The organism is Tessaracoccus massiliensis, assembly GCF_000826065.2.
GTDB classification, from domain to species: domain Bacteria; phylum Actinomycetota; class Actinomycetes; order Propionibacteriales; family Propionibacteriaceae; genus Arachnia; species Arachnia massiliensis_A.
This window is the reverse complement of the sequence record NZ_LN623541.1, coordinates 395,117-411,882: the sequence shown is the minus strand read 5'-3', so window position 1 is coordinate 411,882 and position 16,766 is coordinate 395,117. Positions and strand designations below refer to the sequence as shown.

Here is a 16,766-nt window from a genome sequence, read left to right as displayed (position 1 = left end):
TGTCGAAACTCCTGAGGCGTCCCCAGCACCTGAATGAAGGTGCTGGGGACGTTCCTTGTGATGGAGGTGACAGATCAGCTGCGGGGGCCCTTCGTCGTGTCGCGGTCCTCGTTCCTCGGACGCGCCACGCTCAGGGACCGAATCTCCCGGCGAAAGGCGAAGGAGCGGCCGGGGTCGGGGTACGCACGTGTTTCTCCGGCACCGAGTTCCACCCAGGTATCTGTCGCCCAGCAACGGTCACCATCCAGCACGCACCCCCGGCGCCGGACTCTCCGGCAACAACACTCGCGTCCTTCTTCCCCCAGCCCCGGCAGAGCACACCCGTGGTGTATCAGGTGACAGACCAGCTTCGGGGTCTTCGCGCGGGGCACGCTCAGGGACCAACTACCTCGCCATGGAGCGGAGCATGCGATGCATCCCCACGTGGCCCCAGCTCTCGCTGGCCGAGTGCTGTTCGTCCAGGTCCGTGAAGCCCCGGCGTCTGTAGAACCGCCGGGCCCTCTCATTGGCGTCGATCAGCCACAGGTACATCGGGCGGCCGTCGTCGACGTTGGCGAACAGCGCGTCAGCCAGCCCGGTGCCCTGGTACTCCTTGGCGACGTACAGCCTGTCCAACTGGCGTGCCGCAGGGGAGGGGACGAACCCGTAGTGCTCCTCCCAGTTCGCCGGGGCGTCGGTGATCGACGCGATGCCCACGATCTGCTGCTTCACCTTGGCGATCAGCGCCCGCGAGGTGCCGAGCTCGGCGAAACGCTCCGCGAGCGCCGGCACCCAGTCGTCGCGGTAGGCGCGCTGGCGCTCCGCGAAATCTGCCGGGACGATGCCGGCATAGGTGGACGCCTGTTGAGCTACGAGGAAATCGAACCAGCCTTCGGCGTCTTCGGGCTTGGGCGTGGTCAACACGGGTACGGGCACAAGGCTATGTTACCGCTAACACAGCGCAGGATCTGGCAAGCTGGGTGCATGTTCCTGTTAGAGGTCATCGCACTGCACGCCGCAGACGCCGAGCGCGCGGAGGCCGGGGGTGCAGACCGCATCGAACTGGTGGGCACGATGGACGACGACGGGCTCTCCCCGGAGCCTCTCCTCGTGGAGAAGGTGCGGCGCGCCACCACCATCGAGATCCGCCCCATGGTGCGGCTGCGCGCCGGGTTCGGCACCGACGGGGGAGAGGTCGCCCGGCTGAAGGGGTTGATCGCCGCCTACCTGGACGCCGGGGCCGACGGCGTGGTGCTCGGCTACCTCAACGGCCTCAACCGGGTCGACCTGGAGGTGATGGGCGAACTGGTGGGCGACGGCTCGTTCCCGTGGACGTTCCACCGCGCCATCGACCACTGCCTCGACACCGATCTGGCGTGGCGGGAGGTGCGTACGCTCCCGGGGCTCACCAACGTGCTGACGGCGGGCTCGGTGCGCGGCGTGGAGCGGGGCCTCGACGACCTGATCCGCCGCGCGAAGGCCGACGACGGGGTGGCCGCTTTGATCATGGCCGGCGGCGGCCTGCAGGCCGAGCACGTGCCGTGGTTGACGCGCGCCGGGGTGCGTGCCTTCCACATCGGTTCGCCCGCCCGCCCGGGCGGCTCCTGGAAGGCGTACATCGACTCTGAGCTGGTGGCCAGTTGGCGCGACCTCATCGACACCGAGGCCGCGCATGTCCGCCACGCCCACTGACCGCCGCATCAAGCGGCGCCGCGGGGCCCGCGTCATCGTCCTGACCCCGACGCGGCACGTCCTCCTCCAGGGCGACACCGACCCGGGCCTTCCCGGTTCCCGCTTCTGGCAGACCCCCGGTGGCGGCATCGATGAGGGGGAGACGCCGCGGGAGGCCGCGGCCCGCGAGCTGTACGAGGAGACCGGGCTCGCCGTCGACCCTGCGGAGCTGGGTGAGCCCGTGGCCACCCGCACCGTGACGCACGGCTACTCGGACCGGGTGCTGATCCAGCACGAGACGTTCTTCCGGCTGGTCACGGACCGGTTCGAGCCGGTGGCTGCCGGCCTCAGCGAGGCGGAGTCGCGGCGGAGGCTGGAGACCCGGTGGCTCCCGCTCGACGACCTGCCGCCCGATGTCTGGCCGGCCGAGCTGGCGCTGTTGGCCGCCCACGACGGCGACCCGCTCGACCTGGGTGACGTCGAGGAATCAACCGTTCGCTTCAACCGCTAGCTTCTCCGGCGGCGCGGTCTTCACCGGTCGTCGAACGCGCCGGTGTCCTGCGGCGCACTGTCGCCGCCCACGGGCCGATCCGGCGATGTCAGGTGCTGCGGGAGGCGGAGATCATGAAGGCGATCGCACAGCCCAGCGCCGTCATGGTCCAGACGAACGAGAACGGCGCGTACTGCCAACGCTCGAGCAGGAGTTGCAGCAGCAGGCCCGCTCCGCCGACGCTGAGGGCTACCCAGCCCACCGTCTTTGCCAGCCGTTTGGTGGCCAGGCCCAGCGCGCCGGAAGCCACCAGCATGAACGGAGCCGTGCCGGTGATGAGGAATCCAACGAAACACAGCGCCCCCGCCACGCGGGCGATGCCACGCTGGGCGTCCGTGGCCGGGGGCTTCGGCCGGGGTGCGAGCCCACGCGACGGGTATCCCGGGAGAACCGGGGCTCCCTGCGGTGGGGGAAGAGGTGGGAGGGGAGCGAATCCCGAGGGGTGCGTCATGGGGCCCGGCGTCCCCGGCTGGTAGGGGGCGCCGGCCGGAAGCGGGTCCGCAACCGGGGTCGCGAACCCGTCGGGCCGCTCCACGGGCGCGTAGGCCGCGCCGTCCTTCCAAGTCGCCATGCCCCCATCGTAATCGGCTGTGGGAGCCACCGCGTGCACCGCCAAGTGAGGGGCGTGTGCGCACGTTTGCTGTTCACTTCACCGGAAAAGTGAACAGAATGTGCGCGAATGACGCTCGCTCACATATGGTCTTGGTCTAAGCAGCGCCGCCCCTTGACGGCTAGATCAGTGAGGTTCTGGGAGCATGGAAGTCATCATCGTCGACAACGCCGAGCAGGTCGGCCGCATCGCGGCGGACAAGGTCATCGAGAACCTCGACGGCCTGGTCACCCCCGTCCTCGGCCTGGCCACCGGCAGCTCGCCGCTCTCCCTGTACGCAGAGCTCGCGCGCCGCTCCAAGGAGGGGCTGTTCGACTTCTCCCACGCCCTGGGCTTCGCGCTCGACGAGTACGTCGGCATCGATCCCGAGCACCCAGAGAGCTACCGCAACGTCATCCACCGCACCGTCGTTGAGCCCCTCGGCATGGATCCCAACCGCGTGCGCGTGCCCAACGGCTTCGCCGATGACCTGCAGGCCGCCGCTGACGAGTACGACGAGGCCATCGAGGCCGCCGGCGGCGTCGACGTGCAGATTCTGGGTATCGGCTCCAACGGCCACATCGGCTTCAACGAGCCCTTCTCCTCCTTCTCCTCGCGCACCCGCGTCGAGATCCTCACCGCGCAGACCCGCGAGGACAACGCCCGCTTCTTCAACTCGCTCGACGAGGTGCCCACCCACTGCATGACGCAGGGCCTCGGCACCATCATGGATTCGCGCGTGGCGGTCATGGTCGTCACGGGCGAGCACAAGGCTGACGCCGTCGCCGCCATGGTGGAGGGCCCGGTCTCGCAGGTGATGCCCGCCTCGATCCTGCAGTTCCACCCCAACTGCATCGTGATCGTCGACGACGCCGCCGCCTCGAAACTGAAGTACGCCGATCAGTTCCGCGCCGAGTACGAACTGAAGCAGCAGCTCGAAGCCAAGGCCTGAGCGCCCTCCGCGTCGTCCGCTTGGGCACTCTCAGGCCCGAGCGGATAGACTGGGCCGTCACTGGGAATTTCGAGTAAGCGAGGGTGACGTGCCAACCGGTAAAGTGCGATTCTTCGACGCCGAGAAGGGCTTTGGGTTCATCACCAAAGACGGCGGTGGCGATGTCTACGTGCGCTCCAACGCGCTCCCCAACGGTGTGACTTCCCTGAAGTCCGGCCAGCGGGTCGAGTTCGGCGTCTTCGAGGGGCGCAAGGGCGAGCAGGCCCTGAGCCTCCACGTGTTGGAGACCCCGCCGTCGCTGTCCAAGGCCCAGCGCAAGAACCCCGAACAACTGGCGATCATCGTCGAGGATCTGATCAAGATGCTCGACGGAATCGGCAACGATTACCGCCACAGGCGCCACCCCGACGGCAGGCAGGCCTCCAAGGTCGCCGCGCTGCTGCGACGTGTCGCTGACGAACTGGAGCTGTAAATGGCAAAGCCCCCCAAGCTGGACGCCGTCGTGGCGGAAGCCGTCGACCTCGCCCGCGAGGCCGCGACCGAGCAGGGCGGTGAAGATTCCGTCGGTGAACATCTGGGCGTGGTCGCCGAGGAGGGCGAGCGCATCGCCACCCACCTCTTCGAGAGCCGCCTGCCCGGCTACCCGGACTGGCGATGGGCAGTGACCCTGGTGCGCGCCTCGCGTGCCCGGGTCGCCACCGTCAACGAGGTGGTCCTGCTGCCGCAGCCCGACGCGCTGCTCGCCCCCGCCTGGGTGCCGTGGGAGGAGCGCATCGGCGCCGGCGACATCGCCCCGGGCATGCTCATGGCCACGCCAGACAACGACCCGCGGCTCGAACCGGGCTTCGCTGCCACGGACCTGCCCGCCGACGCGGATTCGGCTGACTGGGTGCAGTTGCGCACCACGGTGGCCGAGTTGGGCCTGGGCCGCCAGCGGGTGCTGAGCCGCGAGGGTCGCGACGAGGCCGTCCAGCGCTGGCAGCGCGGCGAGCCCGGCCCCAACAACGAGATGTCCCGTGAGGCGCCCGCCAACTGCGGCACCTGCGGCTACTTCGTCCCGCTCCGCGGGTCACTGGGGGTGCTGTTCGGCGCCTGCACGAACGAGTACTCGCCGTCCGACGGCCGGGTGGTGCACCTCGACCACGGCTGTGGAGGCCACTCGGATGTCGTCGCCGAGGAACGGGCCAAGGAACTGCCCGCTCCCGCGTTCGACACGATCAGCGTCGACGAGAACCTCTTCGACTGACCCATCCGGCCCTTGAGCGCGGCCTGTCCTGAGCGTCGCGCCCCGCGCGGCGACGCTCAAGGCTCCGGGTAACAATCAGGTTGCAAACCGCCGAACTCCTGCGCGTAGCCCCATCATTGGCTACTTTGACGTATGGCCGAATCTGGGACTGAGGCAGCGACGACGGTGCTGGGCGCCCCGCTCGTGGTGCTCAAGGACGTCAACAAACACTTCGGAGACCTCCACGTCCTGCGCGACATCAACCTCACCGTCCACGAGGGTGAGGTGGTGGTCGTGATCGGGCCGTCAGGGTCAGGCAAGTCCACCCTGTGCCGCACCATCAACAGACTGGAGACCTTCGAATCCGGCTCCATCACCATCGGAGGTGTCGAACAACCCAAGGAAGGCAGAGCGCTCGCGCAACTCCGCGCCGACGTCGGCATGGTGTTCCAGAGCTTCAACCTGTTCCACCACAAGACCATCCTCGACAACGTCACCATGGGCCCCATCAAGGTGCGCAAGGTGAAACCCGGGGCCGCCAAGAAGCAGGCCCTGGACCTCCTCGAACGCGTCGGCGTGCAGGAGCAGGCCCACAAGTACCCCGCTCAGCTGTCCGGCGGGCAGCAGCAGCGCGTCGCGATCGCCAGATCCCTGGCGATGCAGCCCAGCGTGATGCTCTTCGATGAGCCCACCTCGGCGCTGGACCCCGAGATGATCAACGAAGTGCTCGACGTCATGGTCCAGCTCGCACGATCCGGCATGACGATGATCGTGGTCACACACGAGATGGGATTTGCCCGCAAGGCCGCGGACCGCGTCGTGTTCATGTCCGATGGCGCCATCGTCGAGGACAACACGCCGGACGAGTTCTTCACCAACCCCCAGTCTAACCGGGCCAAGGACTTCCTGGGCAAGATCCTCACCAACTGATCACCACCACCCCCACGACAGACCAGAGAACACAGGAGAACAGCATCATGAACACCACATTGCTTCGACTCACCGCGGTTGCTGCGGCGGCAGCGCTCACCCTGACCGCCTGCGGAGGCGACGGAACCGACGGCGGGGACGGTGGAAACGGCGACACCATCCGCATTGGCACCAAGTACGACCAGCCGGGCCTCGGGCTGGACGAAGGCGGCACCATGTCCGGCTTCGACGTGGACGTGGCCAAGGCCGTCGCCGAGAAGCTGGGCTACACGGAAGACCAGATCGAGTGGAGCGAATCGCCCACCCCTCAGCGCGAATCCATGCTGGAGACCGGCCAGGTGGACATGATCTTCGCCACCTACTCCATCACCGACACGCGCAAGGAGAAGGTGCAGTTCGCCGGGCCCTATCTCGTGGCCGGCCAGGACCTCCTCGTCAAAGCCGATGACGATTCCATCACCGGCCCGCAGGATCTCGAGGGCAAGCTGCTCTGCTCGGTCTCCGGCTCCACGCCCGCCGAGCGGGTTGCGGAGGAGTACCCGGGCGTCCAGCTCCAGGAGTACGACACCTACTCGCTGTGCGTCGAGGCCCTCGCGGGTGGGCGCGTGGACGCGTTGACCACGGATGACACCATCCTCGCCGGCTATGCGGCCCAGGAGCAGTGGGCCGGCCAGTTCAAGGTGGTGGGCGCCCCATTCAGCGAGGAACTCTACGGCGTGGGCATCCCGAAGGACTCGGACATGTGCGAGGAGGTCAACGAGGCCCTCACCGAGCTGTACGAAGAGGGCACCATGGACGAGATCATCGAGAAGAACTTCGGGCCCGCCGGCTACACCCCGGCCCCCGGCAGCAACCCTCCCACCCCGGGCGGACACTGCGCCTGATCCGTCTGACGCACAGCTGACGGGAAGCCGCCGAGGCACGAGGAGACCCCTTGCTCGAACTGATCGACAGATTCGATTTCTTCGCCGCCGTATGGATGACGGTGAAGCTCACAGCGTGGGCTGCGCTGGGGTCCCTCGTGCTCGGCACCTTCGTCGCGGTGCTGCGGCTGTCACCCGTGCGGGTGCTGCAGTGGGCTGGCTCGACCTATGTGACGGTCTTCCGCAACACCCCGTTGACCGTGATCGTGGTGGCCGCGAACCTGGTGGTCTGGAACCAACTGGGGCTGGAGGTGGCCGCCCGCACCGGCACCTACCTGGACGACACCAACTTCCGGCTGGCGATCCTCGCGCTGGTGGCCTACCACGCGGCCTTCGTCTGTGAGGCGATCCGCAGCGGCGTCAACACCATCCCCGTAGGGCAGGCGGAGGCGGCCCGCTCCATCGGATTGACCTTCGGGCAGAACCTACGCCACATCATCCTGCCGCAGGCCTTCCGCGGCGCCATCACCCCGCTGGGCAACGTGCTGATCGCGCTGACGAAGAACACCACCGTCGTGACGGCGATCGGGGTGGCGCAGGTCTCACACGCCATGCGCCGCATGATCGAGTTCCGCTCCGACGTGCTGTTCACCGTCTTCGGCCTGGTGGCGCTCACCTTCATCGTGCTCACGCTGCCCATGGGGATGCTCACCGGCTGGCTGTCTCAGCGGTTGGCGGTGAAGCGATGAGCGCACAGGCGATCCTCTTCGACGCGCCGGGCCCCCGCACCCGTCACCGCCACCTCCTCTACTCCGTACTGGGTGCCCTGTTCGTGTTCGGTGTGGCCGCCGTCGTGCTGTGGATCCTGTGGGACAAGGGCCAGATCACTCCTGACAAGTGGGCGCCCGTCCTCACCCCTGCGGCCTGGGCGCAGTACTTCATCCCCGGCATCCGGGCCACGCTCACCGCGGCGCTGGTGGCGATCGTCGCCTCCTTCGTACTGGGCCTGCTGCTGGCGATGGGGCGCATGTCGGATCTCCGCATCCTGCGCATCCTCTGCGCAGTGGTCGTCGAGTTCTTCCGCGCCGTGCCGGTGCTGATCATGATGCTTTTCGTGTTCTTCCTCCTCACCTACACGCTGCGGTTGCGCGGCGGCACGGCGCCCTTCATCGGCGTGGTGGTGGGGCTGATCTGCTACAACGGCGCCGTGATCGCCGAGGTCATCCGCAACGGGGTCGCCTCGCTACCGGCCGGGCAGCGCGAGGCCGGGCTCTCCATCGGGCTCAACTCGAGCCAGGTGCGCAGGATGATCCTGGTGCCCCAGGCCCTCACCGCGATGATGCCGACGCTGGTCAGCCAGGTGGTGGTCATCCTCAAGGACACCGCGCTGGGCTACATCATCCTCTACCCGGAGTTGCTCAACTCCGTGCGTCAGATGGGCAGCCGCTTCGGCAACATGACGGTGGCCTTCATCGCCGGCGCGGTGGCGTTCATCGTGATCAACTGGTTCATCACGAAGTTCGCCGAATGGCTGGAGCGGAGGCTGCAACGCAGGGGACTGGCCCCCAGTCGGGCCGCCAAGGCCCCGCCGGTGGGCGCCACCGTCGATTGATTCGTGAGGCTACTGATCAGGCGGGGCAGCTGGCGCGCACCACGAAGTTGATCGGGTCTGAACCGTCCACCTCGGGGTCCATCAGGTCGAAGTAGGGGCCGGTGCCGGCCACGGTGAACCACTCGCCGTCCCACGTGATGGTGGCGCTGCCCAGTTCCCGGGTGGTGTCCATGTCAACCAGCTTGCCGTCGTCGAAGACGACGCTGGCGCTGACCACCGTCTGCTTGTCGGCGGTGGTGGTGACGGCGACCTTGGCGCCGCCCTCGTTGCTGCCGCTCATCGACCAGTTCTCGTTGACATCCGTGCAGCCCACCTTCGTGATGGCCTCCTCGGTGTCTCCCAGGCGCACGGCGGCGCCGCCCTCCGGCGCCTGCGTCGTGATCTCGGTGGGGACGGGTTCGCCCGCCGGAACGTTGGAGTTTGCCTCGCCGGTGCCCTGACCGACGGGCTCAGGGGCGCCGCCTTCGGCACCGGTGCAGCCGGCAAGCAGCATCACCAATGCGGCGGGGCCTGCGAGGAGGGAAGCCTTCACACGGTTCATGGAACACCCTTTCTGAACTTGGGCCAGCTTATGCCAGAGCCCCAAGGTGCCCAACACCGCGCCCGGGGTTGCGCAATGCCGTCGCTCACAACAGGCGCGTTCCGTACCTGGGCCATAGGATCAACATCCGTGGTTACGAACTCCCCCAAGGCAGCCAAGCTGCATCCCGAGACCCCGCGCGGCACCGCGTCCGGCCTCGACCGCTTCTTCGAGATCACCCAGCGCCGCTCGACCGTCGGTCGGGAAATCCGCGGTGGCCTCGTCACGTTCTTCGCGATGGCCTACATCATCGCCCTGAACCCCATCATCATCGGTACCGCTGCGGACAAGAACGGCAACCTGATCTCCGGCGCGCCGAAGTTCACCGACGCCGCCGCCGGCGTCATCGATGAACTCGCCGTCGGCGCCTCCATCGGCATGGTCGCCGCGGCCACGGCGCTGGTGGCCGGCGTGCTGACCCTCCTCATGGGCCTGATCGGCCGGTTCCCCATGGGCATCGCCGCGGGCCTGGGCCTCAACGCGCTGGTGGCCTACGTGCTCGCCCCGCAGATGACCTGGCCGCAGGCCATGGGCCTGGTGGTCTGGGAAGGCATCCTGATCTTCATCCTGGTGCTCACCGGGTTCCGCACCGCCGTGTTCAAGGCCATCCCCAAGACGCTGCGCACCGCCATCTCCGTGGGCATCGGCCTGTTCATCGCGTTCGTCGGCCTCGTCAACGCGGGCGTCGTGCGCCCCGGCGGCGGCACCCCCGTCGAGCTCGGTGTGGGCGGCACGCTGCAGGGCTGGCCCATCGGCGTGTTCTTCTTCGGTCTGCTGCTGCTGATCGGCCTGTACGTGCTGAAGGTCAAGGGCGCCATGCTCATCTCGATCGTCGCGGCCACCGTCGTCGCGATCATCATCGAGGCCGTCAGCAACCTCGGCGCTCAGGCCCCCGACGGCTCGAATCCCTACGGCTGGTCCCTCAACGTGCCGGCGCTGCAGAACTTCACACTGCCGGATCTCGGCCTCATCGGCCGCGTCGACATGGTGGGCGCGTTCTTCCCCGACGGCCAGTTCTCCGTGACCAACTTCGTGGCCCTGCTCGTGCTGGTGTTCTCGCTGCTGCTGGCCGATTTCTTCGACACCATGGGCACCGTCGTGGCCGTCGGCTCCGAGGGCGACCTGCTCGACAAGGCCGGCATGCCGCCCCGCACCACCGAGATCCTGCTGGTCGACTCCCTCGGCGCCGTCGCAGGCGGCCTGGGCTCGGTCTCGTCGAACACCTGCTACGTCGAGTCCACGGCGGGCGTCGGCGAGGGGGCCCGCACCGGCCTCGCGTCGGTGGTCACCGGCCTGGCGTTCATCGCGGCGATCTTCCTGTCCCCGCTGATCAACATGGTGCCGTCCGAGGCGGCCGCCCCGGTGCTGGTGTTCGTCGGCTTCCTGATGATCTCGCAGGTCGTCGACGTCGACTGGACCAAGCCGGAGGTGGGCATCCCCGCGTTCCTGACGATCATCCTGATGCCGTTCGCCTACTCCATCACGGTGGGCATCGGCGCCGGCATGATCGCCCACGTCTTCATCCGTGTCATCAAGGGTGAAGGGAAGAAGGTGCACCCGTTGATGTACGTGGTGGCTGCACTGTTCGTCATCTACTTCGTGCAGGGCGCGCTGGTCGGCTTCCTCGCCAACTGACACTCGTCCACGACGGGCCGGGCGGAACTTCCGCCCGGCCCGTTGCCGTCTCGCTGGGCTCGGGCAATGGCAGAGGGATTCAGCAGGGCCAGCACCGGGATCGACGGGCTGGACCGCATCGTCGACCATCTGCGGCTGGGCGACAACGTGTCTGGCAGGTGGATTCGCTCGACGACTCTCACCCTCCCAGACGTCGTCGCCACCGCGTCGCGGGAGATTGGCACCGGCTTCATCGGCGGCAAGTCCGTGGGCATGCTGGTGGCGCGCGCCATCCTCGCCGGCGACCCCGGCAACCGCTTCGCGCCCAGGATCGAGGCCCACGACTCGTTCTTCCTCGGCTCCGACCTGTTCTACAGCTACGTGGTGGCCAACGGCTGGTGGCGGCTGTGGATGGAACAAAAGACCCCAGAGGGATACTTCGAAGCCGGTGCCCGGCTGCACGACAAGCTGGCCTCCGGCAGGTTCCCGCCGTCGGTGCGCGAGAAGTTCATGCGGATGCTCGGGCACTCCGGGCAGTCGCCCATCATCGTGCGCTCCTCGTCGCTGCTGGAGGACAACTTCGGCAACGCGTTCGCCGGGAAGTACGACTCCATCTTCTGCGCCGGGCAGGGCACACCGGAGGACCGCTACCAGCGCTTCGAGGAGGCCGTGCGCGCCGTCTACGCCAGCGCGATGAGCCAGGAGGCCCGGGCCTACCGCCGCGACCGGGGCCTGTCCCACCTCGACGAGCAGATGGCGGTGCTGGTGCAGCGCGTCTCCGGCGACCATCACGGGGACCTGTTCTTCCCGCACGCCGGCGGCGTGGGTAACTCGTCGAACCTGTACGTGTGGGAGAGCGGCATCGACATGGATGCCGGGATGCTCCGGGTCGTGTTCGGCCTCGGCACCCGCGCCGTCGACCGCACGCACGAGGATTACGCCAGGATCGTCACGCTCGACCAGCCCACCCGCCGGCCCGCTGTGGAGGACGGCAAGGAGCGGCGGTACTCGCAGCACTTCGTCTACGTGTTGTCGCTGACCGACAACGACCTGGTCACGGTGCCGCGGGGCGATCTCATCAGTGGGGAGCGCGGCGACCCCGGGGGCGACATCAGTGCGGACTGGAAGCTGTTCCTCTCCCGCGACGAGGGCGCGCTGCGTCGGCTGAGGGAACTCGGCCGCTCGACGACGCGGCCGCAGGTGATCTGCGACCTGCAGGGTCTCCTCAAGACCACCGATTTCGGTGAACTGATGCGCGACGCGCTGGCCCGGCTCAGCGCCGCCTACGACTATCCGGTCGACATCGAGTTCACCGTCAACATCCGCCCGGACGGCGACTACCGGTTCAACCTGGTGCAGTGCCGCCCGCTGCAGACCCGCGGCCTCGGCAAGGCCGTGCGCATGCCGGAGGTGACCGACGACGGCTGCCTGTTCCACACCGTCGGCAACTTCATGGGTGGCAACGTGCGGCTGCCGATCGGGGCGGTGGTCTACGTGCGGCCCAAACGCTACCTGGGGCTCGGGCACCAGGACCGCTACGCCGTCGCACGGCTGGTGGGGGAGGCCACCCGCGCACTCAAGGGCACCGGCACCCTGGCCATCGGCCCAGGGCGCTGGGGCACCACCACGCCGGCGCTGGGCGTGCCGGTGTCGTTCTCGGAGATCGCGGCGGCGGATGCGCTGATCGAGTTCACCTATCCCGACGGCGACTTCCGCCCGGATCTGAGCTACGGTTCCCATTTCTTCCAGGACATCGTGGAGGGGGAGACGTTCTACGCCGCCATCTTCGGCGACCGCCAGGGCGTGGTGTTCAGCCACGAGTGGCTCACCGATCAACCCAACCGGATCCTCGACCTGGTGCCCGGCGCGCAGCAGTCCATCGCCGATGTGGTGCACGTGGTGCTCCCCGCCGATCTGGTGATCTACTCCGACATCCAGACCCAGCGGGTGATCTGCCGGTAGCTCCCCGGGGCTGGAAGGCATTTCTACGGTGGGTGGGTAACCGTTAGGCTGGCGCCCATGTTCCAGAAGGTATTGGTCGCCAATCGCGGCGAGATCGCAGTGCGCGCATTCCGCGCCGCCTACGAGCTCGGTTACAAGACGGTCGCTGTGTTCCCCTACGAGGACCGCAACGCCGATCATCGCGTCAAGGCGCACGAGTCGTACCTCATCGGCGAGGAGGGCCACCCCATCCGGGCGTACCTCAGCATCGAGGAGATCATCCGCGCGGCGAAGGAGTCCGGCGCGGACGCTATCTACCCGGGCTACGGCTTCATGTCCGAGAAGCCCGAGTTCGCCAAGGCCTGCGAGGACAACGGCATCAGCTTCATCGGCCCCTCGTCCGACGTGCTGGCGATGGCCGGCAACAAGGTGCGCGCCATCGAGGCCGCCCGCAACGCCGGCGTGCCGGTGCTCAACTCCTGCCCGCCGTCGACCGACATCGACGCCCTGCACAAGGCGGCCGAGGAGATCGGCTTCCCCGTCTTCGTCAAGGCGGTCGCCGGCGGCGGCGGCCGCGGCATGCGCCGCGTCGACGACCCGGCCAGGATCCGCGACGAGCTGGGCTCCGCCATGCGAGAGGCGGAGGCCGCCTTCGGTGACCCCACCGTCTACATCGAGCAGGCCGTCGCCGCGCCCCGCCACATCGAGGTGCAGATCCTGGCCGACGGCGAGGGCAACATCGTCCACCTCTTCGAGCGCGACTGCTCCATCCAGCGCCGCCACCAGAAGGTGGTCGAGATCGCGCCCGCGCCGCACATCTCCGACGAGCTTCGTCAGGCGTTGTGCGACGACGCGGTGAAGTTCGCCAGGTCGATCAACTACTTCTGCGCAGGCACCGTCGAGTTCCTCGTCGAGACCGAAGGCCCCCGCGCCGGCGAGCACGTGTTCATCGAGATGAACCCCCGCATCCAGGTGGAGCACACCGTCACCGAGGAGATTACCGATGTCGACCTGGTGCAGGCGCAGATGCGCATCGCCAACGGCGAGACGCTGGAGCAGATCGGCATCCGCCAGGACGAGCTGGAGATCCGCGGCGCCGCGCTGCAGTGCCGGATCACCACCGAGGACCCGCTCAACTCGTTCCGGCCGGACACCGGCGTGATCACCGCCTACCGCTCGGCCTCGGGTGCAGGCATCCGCCTCGACGGCGGCACCACCGGCACCGGCGTGGAGATCAGCCCCCACTTCGATTCCCTCCTGGTCAAGCTCACCGCCCGCGGCCGCGACCTGGCCATGGCCATCGCCCGTGCCCAGCGAGCGCTGGCCGAGTTCCGCGTCCGCGGCGTGGCCACCAACATCCCGTTCCTGCGGGCGGTGCTGGAAGACGCCGACTTCCTGGCCGGGGCCGTGACCACCAACTTCATCGACGAGCGGCCCTACCTGCTCAACGCCCGCACCCCGGCGGACCGCGCCACCAAGCTGCTGCGCCACGTCGCCGAGGTCACCGTCAACAAGCCGCACGGCGACGCGCCCACCACACTGGACCCGGCACACAAGCTGCCCGAGGTGGACCTGCACGAGCCCTGCCCCGACGGCTCCCGCCAACGACTGCTCGAGTTGGGCCCCGAGGGTTTCGCCAAGGAACTGCGCGACGCGGTGCCGGTGCGGGTCACCGACACCACCTACCGCGACGCGCACCAGTCGCTGCTGGCCACCCGCGTGCGCACCAAGGACCTCCTGGCGATCGCGCCCACGCAGGCGCGCCTGCTGCCGCAGATGTTCTCCGTCGAGTGCTGGGGCGGCGCCACCTACGACGTGGCGCTGCGGTTCCTCGGCGAAGATCCCTGGGAGCGTCTCGCCACGCTGCGCGAGGCCATGCCCAACCAGAACCTGCAGATGCTGCTGCGCGGCCGCAACACCGTCGGTTACACCCCGTACCCCACGGAGGTGACCGAGGCGTTCGTCGCCGAGGCCGCCGCCACCGGCATCGACATCTTCCGCATCTTCGACGCCCTCAACGACGTCGAGCAGATGCGCCCGGCCATCGACGCGGTGCGCACCATCAGTTCCGTGGCGGAGGTGGCGCTGTGCTACACCTCGAACCTCCTCGACCCGGGCGAGAAGATCTACACGCTCGACTACTACCTCCGCCTCGCGGAGAAGATCGTCGACGCGGGCGCGCACATCCTGGCCATCAAGGACATGGCCGGTCTGCTGCGCCCGGAGGCGGCCCGTCGCCTGGTCACCGCGCTGCGTGAGCGTTTCGACCAGCCGGTGCACCTCCACACGCACGACACCACCGGCGGCCAGCTCGCCACCCTGATGGCCGCCATCGACGCCGGCGTCGACGCCGTCGACGTGGCCAACTCCGCGCTCAGCTCCACGACGTCGCAGCCGCCCATGTCGGCGCTGCTGATGGCCCTCGACCAGACCGAGCGCCAGACAGAGCTCGACCCGCAGGCCGTGCTCGACCTCGAGCCCTACTGGGAGGCCGTGCGCAACCTCTACGCCCCGTTCGAGTCCGGGCTGCCGGCACCGACGGGCCGCGTCTACTCGCACGAGATCCCCGGCGGGCAGCTGTCGAACCTGCGGCAGCAGGCCATCGCGCTGGGCCTCGGCGAGAAGTTCGAGCAGATCGAGGACACGTACGAGGCCGCCGACAAGATCCTCGGCCGGCCCACCAAGGTCACCCCGTCGTCGAAGGTGGTGGGCGACCTCGCCCTGCACCTGGTCGCCGTCGGTGCAGACCCCGCCGAGTTCGAGGCGGACCCGCAGAAGTTCGACATCCCGGACTCGGTGATCGGCTTCCTGGGCGGCGAGCTCGGTGAGCCCGCCGGCGGCTGGCCGGAGCCGTTCCGCTCCAAGGCGCTGGGCGGACGCAAGTCGCCCGTGCGGATCACGGAGGTCTCCGACGAGGACCTTGCGCTGCTGGAGAACGAGGGGCGAGAGCGTCAGGAGACCCTCAACCGCCTGCTGTTCCCCGGCCCCACCAAGGACTTCCTGCAGGCCCGCGAGGACTTCGGCGACATCTCCGTCCTGCCCACGCTGCCGTACCTCTACGGCATGGAGCGCGGCAACGAGTACGCCATCACGCTGGAGAAGGGCGTGACCCTGCTCGTCGGCCTCGAGGCGATCACGGACGCGGACAAGCGCGGCAAGCGCACCGTCATGACGCTGCTCAACGGCCAGATCCGCCCCGTACGGGTGCGGGACCTGTCGATCAAGTCAGAGGTCGCGGCGGCAAAGAAGGCGGATCCGGGCAACAAGGGCCACGTCGCCGCGCCGTTCAGCGGCGTGGTGACGCCGTCGGTCTCTGAGGGCGACACCGTCGAGGCCGGAGACCAGGTGGCCACGATCGAGGCGATGAAGATGGAGGCCTCCATCAACGCACCTGTCTCCGGCACCGTCAAGCGCGTCGTCCTACCTGGCCCGACGCAGCTCGAAGGCGGGGATCTCGTCCTCATCCTCGAGTAGTCGCTGGTTGAGCCGATCGCTCCTCGCTGGTTGAGCCTGCGAGCGCAGCAAGCAGTGTCGAAACCTTTGAAGCGTGTCTGACACTTGTGCCACAGGTGGTTGTCGCTGTCTCCGATGGGGGCCTGGAGCCGCCCATGCAGAAGACGGTTATCCTTGCGTCAGTCGCCGACCACGGCGACGTCGAGGCCGTCCCCAGCCGCGACGGCCTCAAGTACCTCGACGATGGGCTCGAGCCAGCCGTGCGACTCGGGCTGGCACTCCGGGTTCGCCAAGACCCGCCGGTACTCGCCGAGGGCCTCGAGGGCGTGGATCCGCTTGGCGTAGCCCACCACCTGGCCGGGCAGCGGGCGAAGAGGGGAACCCAACTGCCGGTCGGCCAGGGAGCGAAGCGAGTAGTCGCTGTTGAGGCCGCACTTGGCCAGGTCCCACTCAATGCGGTCGAACGCCTCGGCATCCCAGGCGATGCTGCGGTGCGCGGCGGACAGCTCCTCCATCCAGGCGTGCAGGATCCGCCACCCCTGGGTGGTGCGGTCCGGGCCGATGTAGGCGCCGGTGAGCAGGGCGTCGACATCGGTGCGCAGCGGCCTCGACGGGTCAACCTCTGTGGCTGGATCACGGCGCATCAGGGGACCGAACCAGCTGCGTCGGGGCGGCTTGGGCTCGGCGAAGCGTTCGGCCGCAACGGCACGCAGGCGCTCGGCGAGAGGCTCAGGCGCCCGGAAGATGTCGCGCACGTCATCGATGGAGATGGCGTAGACAACGAGCCGCTGCATGGATCCACGGTAG

Annotated in this window: 16 protein-coding genes; 12 read left to right on the top strand and 4 right to left on the bottom strand. The window is 68.3% G+C overall.

Going from position 1 to position 16,766, the window contains the following annotated elements; translation table 11 throughout:
• Positions 1–384 precede the first annotated feature (384 nt).
• The gene (locus tag BN1186_RS06260) at positions 385–915 is read right to left on the bottom strand and encodes a GNAT family N-acetyltransferase (RefSeq protein ID WP_040283257.1); all 531 of its coding nucleotides are present in this window, start codon (positions 913–915) and stop codon (positions 385–387) included.
• Between the two features lie 48 nt (positions 916–963).
• On the opposite strand from BN1186_RS06260, the gene BN1186_RS06255 reads away from it, so the two are divergent.
• Positions 964–1,671, top strand: coding sequence for a copper homeostasis protein CutC (locus BN1186_RS06255; RefSeq protein WP_040283255.1), 708 nt, complete (start codon positions 964–966; stop codon positions 1,669–1,671).
• Positions 1,652–2,161 (top strand): NUDIX hydrolase, encoded by a 510-nt coding sequence (locus tag BN1186_RS06250; RefSeq protein ID WP_040283253.1) that lies wholly within the window; start codon positions 1,652–1,654, stop codon positions 2,159–2,161. The genes BN1186_RS06255 and BN1186_RS06250 overlap by 20 nt, the downstream gene beginning before the upstream one ends.
• 88 nt (positions 2,162–2,249) lie before the next feature.
• On the opposite strand, the gene BN1186_RS06245 is transcribed toward BN1186_RS06250, so the two are convergent.
• Positions 2,250–2,771, bottom strand: a complete 522-nt coding sequence (locus tag BN1186_RS06245) for a hypothetical protein (RefSeq protein ID WP_139650896.1) — start codon at positions 2,769–2,771, stop codon at positions 2,250–2,252.
• A gap of 184 nt (positions 2,772–2,955) precedes the next feature.
• Between BN1186_RS06245 and nagB the strand changes: the two genes are divergently transcribed.
• The 7 genes from nagB to BN1186_RS06210 all read left to right on the top strand — a co-directional run bounded on the left by nagB (position 2,956) and on the right by BN1186_RS06210 (position 8,371).
• Positions 2,956–3,741, top strand: a complete 786-nt coding sequence (gene nagB / locus BN1186_RS06240) for a glucosamine-6-phosphate deaminase (RefSeq protein ID WP_040283251.1) — start codon at positions 2,956–2,958, stop codon at positions 3,739–3,741.
• 88 nt (positions 3,742–3,829) lie between these two features.
• A complete protein-coding gene (locus BN1186_RS06235) occupies positions 3,830–4,213 on the top strand; it encodes a cold-shock protein (RefSeq protein WP_040283250.1) in 384 nt (127 codons plus the stop codon).
• Positions 4,214–4,987, top strand: coding sequence for a DUF3027 domain-containing protein (locus BN1186_RS06230; RefSeq protein ID WP_040283249.1), 774 nt, complete (start codon positions 4,214–4,216; stop codon positions 4,985–4,987).
• A gap of 132 nt (positions 4,988–5,119) precedes the next feature.
• Complete coding sequence (locus tag BN1186_RS06225) at positions 5,120–5,896, top strand: amino acid ABC transporter ATP-binding protein (protein ID WP_052459865.1); 777 nt, start codon at positions 5,120–5,122, stop codon at positions 5,894–5,896.
• A 47-nt stretch (positions 5,897–5,943) separates the two neighbouring features.
• Positions 5,944–6,780 (top strand): glutamate ABC transporter substrate-binding protein, encoded by an 837-nt coding sequence (locus BN1186_RS06220; protein ID WP_040283248.1) that lies wholly within the window; start codon positions 5,944–5,946, stop codon positions 6,778–6,780.
• Positions 6,781–6,830: 50 nt separating this feature from the next.
• Positions 6,831–7,508, top strand: a complete 678-nt coding sequence (locus BN1186_RS06215; protein WP_040283247.1) for an amino acid ABC transporter permease — start codon at positions 6,831–6,833, stop codon at positions 7,506–7,508.
• Positions 7,505–8,371 carry an amino acid ABC transporter permease gene (locus tag BN1186_RS06210; protein ID WP_040283246.1) on the top strand — a complete coding sequence of 289 codons (867 nt, stop codon included), beginning with the start codon at positions 7,505–7,507 and terminating at the stop codon, positions 8,369–8,371. Before BN1186_RS06215 ends, BN1186_RS06210 begins: the two co-directional genes overlap by 4 nt.
• A gap of 16 nt (positions 8,372–8,387) precedes the next feature.
• On the opposite strand, the gene BN1186_RS06205 is transcribed toward BN1186_RS06210, so the two are convergent.
• Positions 8,388–8,912, bottom strand: coding sequence for a lipoprotein LpqH (locus BN1186_RS06205; RefSeq protein ID WP_040283245.1), 525 nt, complete (start codon positions 8,910–8,912; stop codon positions 8,388–8,390).
• Positions 8,913–9,041: 129 nt separating this feature from the next.
• Between BN1186_RS06205 and BN1186_RS06200 the strand changes: the two genes are divergently transcribed.
• From BN1186_RS06200 to BN1186_RS06190, 3 genes are all read left to right on the top strand, one after another.
• Positions 9,042–10,586, top strand: a complete 1,545-nt coding sequence (locus tag BN1186_RS06200) for an NCS2 family permease (protein ID WP_246043253.1) — start codon at positions 9,042–9,044, stop codon at positions 10,584–10,586.
• Between the two features lie 66 nt (positions 10,587–10,652).
• On the top strand, positions 10,653–12,527 hold the full coding sequence (locus BN1186_RS06195; protein ID WP_052459864.1) for a PEP/pyruvate-binding domain-containing protein: 1,875 nt from the start codon (positions 10,653–10,655) through the stop codon (positions 12,525–12,527).
• Positions 12,528–12,584: 57 nt separating this feature from the next.
• Positions 12,585–15,980 (top strand): pyruvate carboxylase, encoded by a 3,396-nt coding sequence (locus BN1186_RS06190; RefSeq protein WP_040283244.1) that lies wholly within the window; start codon positions 12,585–12,587, stop codon positions 15,978–15,980.
• A gap of 158 nt (positions 15,981–16,138) precedes the next feature.
• Here the strand turns inward: BN1186_RS06190 and BN1186_RS06185 are convergent, their stop codons facing one another.
• Positions 16,139–16,753, bottom strand: a complete 615-nt coding sequence (locus BN1186_RS06185) for a hypothetical protein (protein ID WP_040283243.1) — start codon at positions 16,751–16,753, stop codon at positions 16,139–16,141.
• Between the last annotated feature and the right edge of the window lie 13 nt (positions 16,754–16,766).

Excerpts from the sequence above, each read along its gene's own strand:
- BN1186_RS06255 (WP_040283255.1), top strand. The coding sequence starts at position 964 with ATGTTCCTGTTAGAGGTCATCGCACTGCACGCCGCAGACGCCGAGCGC.
- BN1186_RS06250 (WP_040283253.1), top strand. The coding sequence starts at position 1,652 with ATGTCCGCCACGCCCACTGACCGCCGCATCAAGCGGCGCCGCGGGGCC.
- BN1186_RS06245 (WP_139650896.1), bottom strand. The coding sequence starts at position 2,771 with ATGGCGACTTGGAAGGACGGCGCGGCCTACGCGCCCGTGGAGCGGCCC.
- nagB (WP_040283251.1), top strand. The coding sequence starts at position 2,956 with ATGGAAGTCATCATCGTCGACAACGCCGAGCAGGTCGGCCGCATCGCG.
- BN1186_RS06230 (WP_040283249.1), top strand. The coding sequence starts at position 4,214 with ATGGCAAAGCCCCCCAAGCTGGACGCCGTCGTGGCGGAAGCCGTCGAC.
- BN1186_RS06225 (WP_052459865.1), top strand. The coding sequence starts at position 5,120 with ATGGCCGAATCTGGGACTGAGGCAGCGACGACGGTGCTGGGCGCCCCG.
- BN1186_RS06220 (WP_040283248.1), top strand. The coding sequence starts at position 5,944 with ATGAACACCACATTGCTTCGACTCACCGCGGTTGCTGCGGCGGCAGCG.
- BN1186_RS06210 (WP_040283246.1), top strand. The coding sequence starts at position 7,505 with ATGAGCGCACAGGCGATCCTCTTCGACGCGCCGGGCCCCCGCACCCGT.
- BN1186_RS06205 (WP_040283245.1), bottom strand. The coding sequence starts at position 8,912 with ATGAACCGTGTGAAGGCTTCCCTCCTCGCAGGCCCCGCCGCATTGGTG.
- BN1186_RS06195 (WP_052459864.1), top strand. The coding sequence starts at position 10,653 with ATGGCAGAGGGATTCAGCAGGGCCAGCACCGGGATCGACGGGCTGGAC.
- BN1186_RS06190 (WP_040283244.1), top strand. The coding sequence starts at position 12,585 with ATGTTCCAGAAGGTATTGGTCGCCAATCGCGGCGAGATCGCAGTGCGC.
- BN1186_RS06185 (WP_040283243.1), bottom strand. The coding sequence starts at position 16,753 with ATGCAGCGGCTCGTTGTCTACGCCATCTCCATCGATGACGTGCGCGAC.